General features: G+C 42.6%; 11 protein-coding genes. 1 reads left to right on the plus strand and 10 read right to left on the minus strand.

Features of this window, described 5'->3' with window-relative positions:
* The first annotated feature begins 8 nt into the window (after positions 1 to 8).
* The gene (locus ABMY35_RS11820; RefSeq protein ID WP_349286391.1) at positions 9 to 905 is read left to right on the plus strand and encodes a GGDEF domain-containing protein; all 897 of its coding nucleotides are present in this window, start codon (positions 9 to 11) and stop codon (positions 903 to 905) included.
* Between the two features lie 47 nt (positions 906 to 952).
* Here ABMY35_RS11820 and ABMY35_RS11825 read toward each other — a convergent pair whose 3' ends face one another.
* The 10 genes from ABMY35_RS11825 to ABMY35_RS11870 all read right to left on the minus strand — a co-directional run bounded on the left by ABMY35_RS11825 (position 953) and on the right by ABMY35_RS11870 (position 11,753).
* A complete protein-coding gene (locus ABMY35_RS11825; protein ID WP_349286392.1) occupies positions 953 to 1,294 on the minus strand; it encodes a hypothetical protein in 342 nt (113 codons plus the stop codon).
* A 1-nt stretch (position 1,295) separates the two neighbouring features.
* Positions 1,296 to 2,621 carry a tRNA lysidine(34) synthetase TilS gene (gene tilS / locus ABMY35_RS11830; RefSeq protein ID WP_349286393.1) on the minus strand — a complete coding sequence of 442 codons (1,326 nt, stop codon included), beginning with the start codon at positions 2,619 to 2,621 and terminating at the stop codon, positions 1,296 to 1,298.
* Positions 2,622 to 2,674: 53 nt separating this feature from the next.
* On the minus strand, positions 2,675 to 3,631 hold the full coding sequence (gene accA, locus ABMY35_RS11835; protein WP_130257115.1) for an acetyl-CoA carboxylase carboxyl transferase subunit alpha: 957 nt from the start codon (positions 3,629 to 3,631) through the stop codon (positions 2,675 to 2,677).
* 14 nt (positions 3,632 to 3,645) lie between these two features.
* Positions 3,646 to 7,137 (minus strand): DNA polymerase III subunit alpha, encoded by a 3,492-nt coding sequence (dnaE, locus tag ABMY35_RS11840; protein WP_349286394.1) that lies wholly within the window; start codon positions 7,135 to 7,137, stop codon positions 3,646 to 3,648.
* Positions 7,137 to 7,733, minus strand: a complete 597-nt coding sequence (rnhB, locus tag ABMY35_RS11845; protein WP_349286395.1) for a ribonuclease HII — start codon at positions 7,731 to 7,733, stop codon at positions 7,137 to 7,139. The genes dnaE and rnhB overlap by 1 nt, the downstream gene beginning before the upstream one ends.
* On the minus strand, positions 7,723 to 8,880 hold the full coding sequence (gene lpxB, locus ABMY35_RS11850; protein ID WP_349286396.1) for a lipid-A-disaccharide synthase: 1,158 nt from the start codon (positions 8,878 to 8,880) through the stop codon (positions 7,723 to 7,725). The genes rnhB and lpxB overlap by 11 nt, the downstream gene beginning before the upstream one ends.
* A gap of 80 nt (positions 8,881 to 8,960) precedes the next feature.
* On the minus strand, positions 8,961 to 9,734 hold the full coding sequence (lpxA, locus tag ABMY35_RS11855; protein WP_349286397.1) for an acyl-ACP--UDP-N-acetylglucosamine O-acyltransferase: 774 nt from the start codon (positions 9,732 to 9,734) through the stop codon (positions 8,961 to 8,963).
* On the minus strand, positions 9,734 to 10,186 hold the full coding sequence (fabZ, locus tag ABMY35_RS11860; protein WP_138481217.1) for a 3-hydroxyacyl-ACP dehydratase FabZ: 453 nt from the start codon (positions 10,184 to 10,186) through the stop codon (positions 9,734 to 9,736). Before fabZ ends, lpxA begins: the two co-directional genes overlap by 1 nt.
* Before the next feature lie 17 nt (positions 10,187 to 10,203).
* Positions 10,204 to 11,235: a UDP-3-O-(3-hydroxymyristoyl)glucosamine N-acyltransferase gene (gene lpxD / locus ABMY35_RS11865; protein WP_349286398.1), complete on the minus strand. Its 1,032-nt coding sequence runs from the start codon at positions 11,233 to 11,235 to the stop codon at positions 10,204 to 10,206.
* Positions 11,235 to 11,753: an OmpH family outer membrane protein gene (locus ABMY35_RS11870; protein ID WP_349286399.1), complete on the minus strand. Its 519-nt coding sequence runs from the start codon at positions 11,751 to 11,753 to the stop codon at positions 11,235 to 11,237. The genes lpxD and ABMY35_RS11870 overlap by 1 nt, the downstream gene beginning before the upstream one ends.
* Positions 11,754 to 11,760 lie beyond the last annotated feature (7 nt).

Genomic DNA, 11,760 nt, shown 5'->3' on the forward strand with positions numbered 1-11,760 from the left:
TCTAACTAATGGAAAACGTCCATATTCTGACGCAAAGGCTCACAACGCGTGGCGACTATTTGCCGTTTAATACTGAGCAATATATTAATCAAGAGCCAATGTTTGCTCATCGTCTAGTTGAAAAGCTGCAAACAACACTTGATATCGAAGAGCTTTTAGCCATTTATGCAGAGCATGCCGAACGTATCGTCAAATTGTCAGGACTACAGTTTCACACTGCATTAGGCGCTTTTCAGTTAAAAGACAGTGATAAACAGTACACACCTTTTAGTTTTGATTTAGACCTCAATGGCGAGCATTTAGGTAAACTGGTGTATTTTTGCCAATATCAGTTAAGCCCAGCCATTAAAAGCAAGTTGCAATCTATACACCAAGTTTTAGTTTACCCATTGCGAAACGCTTTGATGTATCAACGAGTTTTACAACTGGCAACGAAAGATTCATTAACTGGTCTATATAACCGCAGCCAATTTAATGACAACCTCGTTCAGAAGATAGAGAACGGCCGTCGCCATCAACGTAAATTTAGTTTGATGCTGCTTGATTTAGACAACTTTAAACAAGTGAATGATAACTTTGGCCACAAAGCGGGGGATGATGTACTCATAGCGTTTTCAAATATTTTAAAAGCCTCTATTAGAGCGACTGATAGTGTATATCGTTTCGGCGGAGATGAATTTGCGATTCTGATTGATGATCCAGAGTTTGTTACTAATAAGTTGATTGCAGAACGTATTATGGCATCTGTTGAGCACTGTGAACAGATGTCTAAATATGCAGTAACCACCAGTATTGGCTTCACGTTATCCGAAAGTTCAGACTGCGAAGATAATATCTTTGCGAGAGCCGATAAAGGCTTATATAAAGCGAAAGCAGCAGGCAGAAACTGCGCACGCGCTATCTAAACATTTCGCCAAAGTAAGCCCCTAACTTACTTTGGCACTTACCCTTTTTATTGCTTCGACTTGCTCCATAGCAAATAAGCAAACAAACAAGTAGAAGCTCCAAAGAAAAAAGCGTTAATTAACCACGCCAGAGCAACAAAACTAGGTAACTCCGCCATCACCACCAAAACCAATGGCATTAAAAGCGCAAAAATAAAAAAGCTACCACCTTTACCGTGCCAATAGCTCAGTAATAAAATCACTGTAACCATACCAAGCACTATCGCTGAGATTAAATTACCAACGATTAGCTCGCTTACTACAGCTAAAGGAATAAAAAGCAGTAAGGTGAATACCATGCCGATGGGGGATTTTTGCGCCAACGACTGACCAATTTTTCTCTGTTGCATATTAGGTTAACTCCCAAGAAATACCTCTTTCCTCACTGATATAATCAGCAGATACAAAATGACCTACGACCTGTACAAGGTTGTCGTCGTAAAACACTAAGGGGATATTATCTCGCTGCCAAGTGGGGACTTTTAATTCTTTAAACCAATATTTTAACGTATTACTGCGTACTTTCTTATATGGTTTTATTTGTGACTTTAACAGCCCAAAACGGATAGAAACGCGCTCATGCTCAAAAGGCAGTCTTAGTAATCCGGCAGACTCGCGTTTTAACGTCGTTTTATCATTTAAAACTAGCGTTGTGCTTTCTATGTTCTCGACGTGATTTGGAGTGGCGTCCTGCGTATCAAAATACAACTTGTCTCTGTAACGTCTAATCGCCCCTTTCGATAACTGCACCTGCATTTGTGCATCTTCACGACTTTCTAGGCTTTGCGTTAAAATCTGTGACATTTGCGCTTTTGAAGGCATAACTACCCCTAAATCGCTTAACCATGCTCTCACCACATTGCTCTGTCTAAGTTCGCTAAACTGCTTTAACTCATTGAGCTTAAGTGTAGTAGGCACATCGTTTTTATCTTCACAGAACAATAAATCAGCTTGGCTTATTTCATCAATTAAGGCTTGCTGTTGCTGTAACAGATCAATACTGCGCAGCGTACTTTTTAAGAAACCATTAAAGCGTTTTTTCAGCAGCGGAATAATTTGGTTGCGTAAAAAATTGCGGTCGAACTTATCATCTTGATTGGACTCATCTTCGATATGCGCTAAAGAAAAAGTGCGAGCAAATGCTTCAATGTCTTCTCGTGGGATGTTCAAAAGAGGCCTAATACACTGCCTACCCGATGATAAACGAACTGTATCATGCATTGCACTGAGCCCTGTAAGACCAGAGCCGCGCTTTAGTCGCAGTAAAAACGTTTCTAACTGATCGTCCGCATGCTGGCCTAATAAAATTAGGTTGCCCTGCTCTGCTAGCTCATCAAGCGCCTGATAGCGTGCATCTCGAGCAAGCGCTTCAAGAGATTGTCTCGCTTTTGGCTGAACATTAACGCGCTTGGTTTTAAAAGGAATATCCAGAGATAGACAAAGCTGCTCACAAAATTGCTGCCAGTCCTGTGCATTTTCAGATATGCCATGATTAACGTAAATAGCTTCGACTGGAATAGACTGATTTGAATCTTGACTCTCAAGGTAGGTCTTACACAAATGCAATAACACGACTGAGTCGACACCACCCGAAAGTGCCACCGTTAGGCCTGAGCCTAAATGTAATTTGGGCTCTAATACTGTTTTAAACTGTTTAAATAAAATGGTTTGTATCATAACTCTAAAACGCAAAAAAGCCGCATAATGCGGCTTTTTTCAAAAGCTTAAGTTTAGCAGTAACCAAACGACATTAGTCGCTTGTAACGCTGCTCAAGCATATCTTCTGTGCTTAATGCTGTTAACTCAGCAAGGTCACGGTTAAGTTGAGCTTTTAAGTTTTTCGCCATCTCATCGTAGTTACGATGCGCGCCACCTAGTGGCTCGTCGATGATGTTGTTGATTAGGTCTAACTCTTTTACTCGCGTTGCCGATACACCCATGGCTTCTGCAGCAAGTGGCGCTTTTTCAGCACTCTTCCAAAGGATTGACGCACAACCTTCAGGAGAGATAACAGAGTACGTGCTGTACTGAAGCATGTTTACACGGTCACCAACACCAATGGCAAGTGCACCACCTGAACCACCTTCACCGATAACCGTACAAATTGTTGGTACTTTTAACGCAGCCATTACTTTTAAGTTACGTGCGATTGCTTCACTTTGACCACGCTCTTCAGCGCCAACACCTGGGTATGCCCCCGGCGTGTCAATGAATGTAATGATTGGCATTTTAAAACGCTCAGCCATTTCCATTAAACGAAGGGCTTTACGGTAACCTTCTGGCTTTGGCATACCAAAGTTACGTTTAATTTTTTCTGCTGTATCACGACCTTTTTGCTGACCGATAACCATAACAGGCTTACCATCTAAACGTGCTACACCACCTAAAATGGCAGGGTCATTTGCGAAAGTACGGTCACCCGCAAATTCGTCAAACTCAGTAAAAATGCGCTCGATGTAATCACGTGCATATGGACGTAACGGGTGACGTGCAAGTTGAGAAACCTGCCATGCACCTAATTCAGAGAATACTTTTTCAGTTAGCTCAACGTTCTTTTCTTTTAAACGAGAAATTTCTTCTTCTAAGCTCAGGTCTAAACTGCCTGAACGGCTAACATTTTGTAATTCTTTAATTTTCGCTTCTAATTCAGCAATTGGAAGCTCAAAATCAAGATAATTGAGGCTCATGCTCTACAACCTAATTAATTAAATTCTAATTCTATATCTTGTGCCGCCAACTGAGATAATCGCGTTATTAGATCATCTGTTGGCGTCACACACCATTCTGTACCTAACGTTAGTTCTGCTAACGCATCAGGACGCTGATATTGAACCTTAACTTCGCAAGTACCGAACTTATAAGGTTCTAAGACTTTTCGTAAATTATCGAAGAAGTTCGCGTCAATTTGCACCATGTTTAGAGTCATTTTTATTGCTCTGATGCGTTTTTCACGCGCCTGAGCTATGGTACATACGTCTCTGGCTGTCATTGTAATGCCACCAGAGAAGTTATCAAAGCTGACCTGTCCAGATATTACCAAGATTTGGTTAATTTGCAGCAATTCTTGATAAGTTTCGTACTGTTCAGGAAATAAGCGTACATCAATTCGGGCACTTTTGTCATCTAAAGTTATTAAACCCCAACGTTGATTTCGTTTATTAATCAGCGTTCTTGCATTAATCACCAAACCGGCCGCCGTTGCGCTAACATCACGGTTAGTCGGCTGTAAGTCAACCAGTTTACCCGACGTATAGTGCTTTAACTCTTTACGATACTGATTGATTGGGTGACCCGTTAAATATAAGCCTAAGGTTTCTTTCTCACCGTTTAGCCATTCTTTATCTGGCATAGGAAGAGCAGACTCAAACGCTTGCTCAACTTCATCTGGCTCTGTCGCAAGCAAACCAAACAAGTCACTTTGACCAATCGCTTCTGCTTTGTGATGCTGCTCAGCAGCTTTCATTGCAGCAGGTAGACTCGCGATTAGGATTGAACGACCAGCTTGATTTTGCTCAGGTCCCAGCTTATCTAAGGCACCAGCATAAATAAGTTTTTCAACCACACGCTTATTTAAACGCTTTAAATCAACACGGGCGCAAAAATCGAATAAGTCTTTAAACTCACCACCCTGCTCACGTGCTTCAAGAATGGCTTCAACCGGGCCCTCACCAACCCCTTTAATCGCACCGATACCGTAAACAATTTCGCCTTTTAAGTTTACAGTAAACTTATATAAGCCTTCATTGACGTTAGGCGGTAATAAGGCCAGCTTCATGTTTTCACATTCATCAACCAAGGTGACGATTTTGTCGGTATTATCCATATCCGCCGACATTACCGCAGCCATAAACTCGGCTGGATAATGGGTTTTCATCCACAGCGTTTGATACGAAACCAGTGCATAGGCTGCTGAGTGAGATTTGTTGAAACCGTAACCTGCGAACTTTTCTACCAAGTCGAAGATCTTCATGGCGAGTTCGCCATCGACCCCGTTATTCACGGCACCATCTTCGAAGGTTGAACGCTGCTTCGCCATTTCTTCAGGCTTTTTCTTACCCATCGCACGACGAAGCATGTCAGCGCCACCTAGCGTATAACCCGCTAGCACCTGCGCGATCTGCATTACCTGCTCCTGATAGAGGATGATCCCGTAGGTTGGCTCTAGAATAGGTTGCAAACTGTCGTGCTGATACTGTGCATCAGGGTATGAAATGTCTTCTCGGCCGTGCTTACGATCGATGAAGTTATCTACCATGCCCGATTGCAGTGGACCCGGCCGGAACAGGGCTACTAGTGCGATCATATCTTCGAAGCAGTCTGGCTTAAGACGACGAATTAGATCTTTCATACCACGTGATTCAAGCTGAAATACTGCGGTGGTTTCAGCGCGGAGTAATAGCTCAATACTGGCTTTGTCATCAAGTGGGATGGCATTAATATCTACAGGCTCTTTACCTTCTCGAGCTAAACGCTCGTTGGTCATATCTAGCGCCCACTGCAAGATCGTCAGTGTTCTGAGGCCTAAGAAGTCAAACTTAACCAAGCCCGCAGTTTCAACATCATTCTTATCGAATTGTGTAACCGGGAACTTACCTTCTTCATCGCAATACAACGCGGCGAAATCAGTTATGGTCGTAGGCGAAATAACAACACCACCGGCGTGCTTACCGGCGTTACGTGTACAGCCTTCAAGGATGCGACACATGTCGATAAGCTCTTTTACTTCTTCATCACCATCATAAGCTTCTGGTAGACGTGGTTCGACATCAAAGGCTTTAGCTAGGGTCATACCCGGATCTGGCGGTACTAACTTTGATATACGGTCAACGAAACCATAAGGGTGACCAAGTACACGACCTACGTCACGTATTACTGCTTTTGCGGCCATAGTACCGAAAGTGATGATCTGAGATACCGCGTCCCGCCCATATAACTTGGCTACGTGGTCGATTACCTCGTCTCGTCTATCCATACAGAAGTCGACGTCGAAGTCAGGCATTGAGATACGTTCAGGGTTTAGGAATCGCTCGAATAGTAAATCGAATTCAAGAGGATCAAGGTCTGTGATCTTCAGGGCATAAGCGACTAATGAACCAGCACCCGAACCACGCCCTGGTCCTACAGGGATATTGTTATCTTTACTCCACTGGATGAACTCCATTACGATCAAGAAGTAACCAGGGAATCCCATTTGGTTGATAACGTCGAGTTCGATTTTAAGACGTTCATCATACTCAACGCGTTTTTCTTTGCGTTCACCTTCGTCAGGAAATAAGAACTGCAAACGCTCTTCAAGACCGTCTTCGGATACCTTAACCAAGAAGTCTTCGATTTTTAAATCACCCGTCGGATAATCTGGTAAGAAGTAAGTTCCAAGCTGAACGGTCACATTACAGCGTTTTGCAATTTCGACACTGTTCTCGAGCGCTTCAGGAATATCACTGAACAATTCAATCATTTGCTCAGGGGTTTTTAAATATTGCTCTTTTGAGAATCGTTTTGGACGGCGTTTGTCTTCAAGCGTGTAACCATCGTGGATAGCCACACGAATTTCGTGCGCATCAAAGTCATGTTCATGTAAAAACACCACTTCATTGGTGGCAACAACCGGCAAGTCACGTTGCTCAGCCAGTTTCACTGCTTCATGTAAATAATCTTCTTCGTCAGCTCGACCTGTTCGGATCAGCTCGAGATAGAAATGATCTTTGAAGTGTTCTTCATAGAAAGCAACGGCATCTAATGCCAATTGATGGTTATGCTTTAGAAGCGCCTTACCCACATCGCCATCTTTACCACCCGAAAGTAAAATTAGGCCTTCTTTGTGCTCAGCAAGCCACTGTTTATCAACCACAGGACGATGGAATACATGACCACGCTGATAGGCTCTCGAGATAAGTAAAGTCAGGTTTTTGTAGCCATCATTATTTTTGGCAAGTACTACTAAACGGCATGGCTCTTCAGGAAACTCATCACTTTTAAGCCAAATATCAGCCCCGACAATAGGCTTAATACCTGCACCATGTGCCCCGCCATAAAAACGAACAAGGCCACATAAGTTCATTTGATCAGTAATAGCAAAGGCTGGAAGCGCTAATTCTTGTGCTCGCGCAACGATCGGCTTGGTCTTTGCCAAACCATCAACCATAGAGAAGTCACTGTGAACGCGTAAATGAACAAACTGCGGTGCTGGCATTACTGCTCCTTACTTTGCAAAATTCGCTGTACGGGCTTAAACGACGTGCGATGATGTGGCGTTGCACCGTATTGCTCTAGGGCTGCAAAATGCGCTTTCGTTGGATAGCCTTTATGACCTGCAAAGCCATATTCTGGGTATTGTGCATCAAGTTCTAGCATTTCTTGGTCACGTGCAACTTTTGCTAAAATAGATGCTGCACTGATCTCTTCCACTAAACTATCGCCTTTAACCACACTCTGCGCTGCCATGCTTAGTTTTGGTAAGCGGTTGCCGTCTACAAATACAAATTCGGGCTGAATAGTCAGACCTTCGACAGCACGACTCATAGCAAGCATGGTCGCATGTAAAATATTCAGCTCGTCAATTTCAGCCACACTGGCACGAGCAATGTGATAGCAAAGCGCTTTTTCTTTAATTTCTGCAGCGAGTGCATTACGCTTTTTTTCTGAAAGCTTTTTAGAATCAGCAAGACCTTCAATGGGCTTACTCGGGTCTAAAATAACCGCAGCGGTGACAACATCACCGACTAGTGGACCACGGCCAACTTCGTCTACACCGGCAATATATTTAACATTTGGTCGTTCAATTTGCATTTATAAGCTCCTTAACTGCTAGAGCCGCTTGTTTGCTGGCATCAAGTCGAATGTTGTTGTGAATATCGTAAAATTTATCAATCAATGCTTGGCTATCGCCTTTTAGCATAGGAAAAAGCGCATCGGCTAGCGCATCGCTATTACATTCATCTTGTAAAAATTCAGGTACTAAGGGCGCATCAGCCAATAAATTTGGAAGGGAGAAATACTTAATATTAAAAGTAAAAAAGGTTTTGAAGATCCAATAACTCACAGGCTTAAACTTATACCCGACCACCATAGGCTTTTTATACAGCATGGCTTCAAGTGTCGCAGTACCTGAGGCTAGTAATACGGCGTTTGCCGCGGTCATCGCTTCACTTGATTGACCGTCTAACAGCTGAACTTTTAGATTTGGTGCGGCTTTTTCTTTGATCTCAGTAAATTGCGCTCTGCGTTTATCGTTTACTAAAGGCACGATAACTTTTAATTCAGGAATACGCTCTTGAAGTTTTTGAGCTGTTTGCAGATACGTCTCACTTAATAAGCCAACCTCAGAGCCACGACTACCCGGAAGAAGCGCTAAAATGGTATCTTCAGCAGAAAGGTTTAACTTCGTTCTCGCCGCATTAGTATCGGTTTCAAGTGGAATGTCATCCGCTAAGGTGTGGCCGACAAACGTACATGGTACTTCATGTTTGTCATAAAAAGCTTTTTCAAATGGCAATAACGACAAAACTAAACTGGTTGCTTCAGCAATATTAAAGATGCGTTTTTGACGCCAAGCCCACACTGAAGGGCTCACGTATTGCACCGTTTTAATACCAGCCGCTTTTAATGGCTTTTCTACACGAAGGTTAAAGTCTGGCGCATCAATACCCACATAAACATCAGGAGGGTTATCTATAAAGTGCTGAACTAGCTGTTTTCTGATTTTCAGTAAACGTGGCAGTCGGCCTAAAACTTCGACTAACCCCATCACTGAGAGCTCTTCCATATCGAATAAGCTCTCACAGCCCTCAGCCTGCATTTTAGGGCCTGCAATGCCGATAAAACGTGCATTTGGATAATGTACTTTCAACGCTTTGATTAAGCCTGCACCCAAAATATCGCCGGACAACTCGCCTGCGACAACACCAATCGTGATTGGCTGTGTATTTGTCGTCATGTTCTAATTCTTTTTAAATAAAAACGCCATACACGTTAAATTGTATGGCGTTTGTACATGCTCTAAATAAACCGTCGAGGCTAGCGAATAATGCCGCGCTCAGACGTGTCTAAGAAATCAATCATGCTTTGCACTGCTGCAAACTGTTTCGCATCGTCAGCCAGAGAAGCCACAGCTTCATCTAGCTTTAAGCCCTTTCTATAAAGTGCTTTATACGCTCTACGAACCGCCATAATTTCATCGCTTTCAAACCCACGGCGCTTCATACCCTCAGTATTCACTGCTGCAGGTTTTGCTGGCATACCTGTCGTTGTAACAAAAGGTGGAACGTCTTTACTCACACCTGAGTACATACCAATAAATGCGTGCGCACCAATTTTACAGAACTGATGTACACCCGTATTACCAGCTAGAATAGCCCAATCACCTACATGAACGTGACCTGCTACACTTGCGCCATTTGAAAAAATGACATTATTACCAATCACTGCATCATGAGCAATGTGCGTGTAAGCCATAAATAAGTTATTACTACCTATTTTAGTCACGCCTTTGTCTTGAATTGTGCCACGGTGTATAGTCGCACACTCTCGAACAATATTGTTATCGCCCATGATTAATTGAGTTGGTTCATCCTTGTACTTTTTGTCTTGGCAGGCTTCTCCAATAGACGCAAACTGATAAAAGTGATTACCTTTACCAATCTTCGAAGGCCCTTTAACAACTACGTGAGATTCAATAATCGTGTTATCTCCGATAACAACATCATTACCAATGTAGCTGTAAGGCCCTACTTTAACGTTTTCGCCAAGTTGGGCGCCTGGTTCAATAACTGCAGTAGGATGAATTAACATTAAAACTCTCTTCTTGCACACATAAGGTCTGCACTACACACAACCTTACCATCTACTTTTGCTTCTGCTGAAAAACGCCAAATATTACGACGCTCTTTTTCAAACTTAACGTGAATATGCATTTGATCGCCAGGTACTACAGGCTGTTTAAAACGTGCATTATCAACGCCTGCAAACAAGTATAGCTCGTTGTCGCCAGTATTTTGCACTGTTTTAAAACCTAATAAGCCAGTTGCTTGTGCCATAGCTTCTAAAATAAGTACACCAGGGAAGATTTTTTGGTCAGGAAAGTGACCTGTAAAAATTGGCTCATTCACGGTAACATTTTTTACCGCATGCAAGTAATCACCCGGCTGAAAATCGACCACTTTATCTACCAAAAGCATAGGGTAACGGTGTGGTAATAAACGCATGATTTCTTGAACATCAAAACTGTTTAATTCGTTAGCCAAAATAGTATCCTTATTCATCAACTGTTTTTTTGAGATGAGCGCGTTTCTAACTCTTTAATACGCTCTTTAAAATCAGATAAATTTCTAAAATGCGCCATATTACGACGCCATTCTTTGTTAGTGGTGTGCGGCATACCTGAAGAATATGCACCCGGCTCAGTGATTGACTTCGTCACCATGGTCATGCCGGTCAGCATTACACCATCACAAATGTCAATATGGCCGTTGATACCGACAAGACCTGCAATTTGGCAATATTTACCAACGGTTGTACTGCCTGCAATAACTGAACAAGCAGCCATTGCACTACCTTGACCAATTTCAACATTGTGTGCGATTTGAATTTGGTTATCTAAGATGACATCGTCATGGATGATGGTGTCATCTAAAGCGCCACGGTCGATGGTTGTGCTTGCACCAATCTCAACGCGGTCGCCAATAACCACTCTGCCTAGCTGTGGAATTTTCACCCATTTACCAGCTTCATTAGCATAACCAAAACCATCGCTGCCAATGACCGCACCAGATTGGAATAAACAATGCTCTCCAATCTCAACATCATGATAAACACTCACATTAGCCCAAAGCTTTGTGCCCTGTCCCATTTTAGTATTTTCACCAACAAAGCACCCTGCGCCAATTTGTACATTATCACCAAGCACAACACCCGCTGAAATAACCGCATTTGCAGCTACGCTGACGTTTTCACCGAGCTGCGCATTTTCATCTATAACGGCACTAGGGTGAATACCATTGGCACATGCCGGCGTAGTATCCATCATTTGCGCGAGTTTTGCGTAAGCGATATAAGCGTCTTTTACGATTACCTTATTGCCTGAGAACAGAGAGGCTTCTTTTTCAGAAATAATCACTGCACCCGCTTGAGTTTCATCAAGCTGAGTACGGTATTTTTTATTTGCCAAAAAAGCGATATCTGTTTCTTTAGCATTCGCTAAAGTTGCTATCTTCTCAATACAATGAGACGCATCCCCGTCAAGGGATGCGTCTAGAAATTCGCTGATTTGAGCGAGGGTATATTGTTTTGTCATTACTTTTTGCTAACTGCTTCAACAACCTTGCTAGAAAGGTCGGTTACTTTATCAGGGTTAAAGTAAATTGTCGTATCTTTTACTTTAACTTCATCAAACTTACCGTTTTTAGCTACAGTTTGAATGGTTTCAATGATTAGCTTTTGTACTTTTGCCAATTCTTGGTTTTGACGCGCTTTAATTTCTTGCTCTAAAGGACGACCTTTTTCTGCAAGTTGCTTTTGCATACCTTGAATTTTGTCGCGAAGCGCTGTTTTTTGCTCATCGCTCATTGTGGCACTTTCACGCTGAAATTTTTCCATTTCAAAACGCACATCACCTTGAAGCTTTTCTAGCTCTTGACGGCGCTCAGCAAATTCCGTTTGAAGCTGTTGCTCGATTTTAGCCATTTGCGGGATTTGCTGGTAGATAGATTGCATATCTACAATACCTACTTTGTGTGCTAATGCACTTGCAGAAGTACCCATCATTAATGCTGCTAGAATGCTTAATGCCGTTGTTTTTATAATCGTTTTCACAAAAAAC

It is taken from the genome of Pseudoalteromonas sp. BZB3, assembly GCF_040104455.1.
In the GTDB taxonomy this organism is placed as follows: domain Bacteria; phylum Pseudomonadota; class Gammaproteobacteria; order Enterobacterales; family Alteromonadaceae; genus Pseudoalteromonas.

What these genes read in the sequence shown, in the direction of transcription:
- ABMY35_RS11820 (WP_349286391.1), top strand. Translation starts at nt 9, where the DNA reads ATGGAAAACGTCCATATTCTGACGCAAAGGCTCACAACGCGTGGCGAC.
- ABMY35_RS11825 (WP_349286392.1), bottom strand. Translation starts at nt 1,294, where the DNA reads ATGCAACAGAGAAAAATTGGTCAGTCGTTGGCGCAAAAATCCCCCATC.
- tilS (WP_349286393.1), bottom strand. Translation starts at nt 2,621, where the DNA reads ATGATACAAACCATTTTATTTAAACAGTTTAAAACAGTATTAGAGCCC.
- accA (WP_130257115.1), bottom strand. Translation starts at nt 3,631, where the DNA reads ATGAGCCTCAATTATCTTGATTTTGAGCTTCCAATTGCTGAATTAGAA.
- dnaE (WP_349286394.1), bottom strand. Translation starts at nt 7,137, where the DNA reads ATGCCAGCACCGCAGTTTGTTCATTTACGCGTTCACAGTGACTTCTCT.
- rnhB (WP_349286395.1), bottom strand. Translation starts at nt 7,733, where the DNA reads ATGCAAATTGAACGACCAAATGTTAAATATATTGCCGGTGTAGACGAA.
- lpxB (WP_349286396.1), bottom strand. Translation starts at nt 8,880, where the DNA reads ATGACGACAAATACACAGCCAATCACGATTGGTGTTGTCGCAGGCGAG.
- lpxA (WP_349286397.1), bottom strand. Translation starts at nt 9,734, where the DNA reads ATGTTAATTCATCCTACTGCAGTTATTGAACCAGGCGCCCAACTTGGC.
- lpxD (WP_349286398.1), bottom strand. Translation starts at nt 11,235, where the DNA reads ATGACAAAACAATATACCCTCGCTCAAATCAGCGAATTTCTAGACGCA.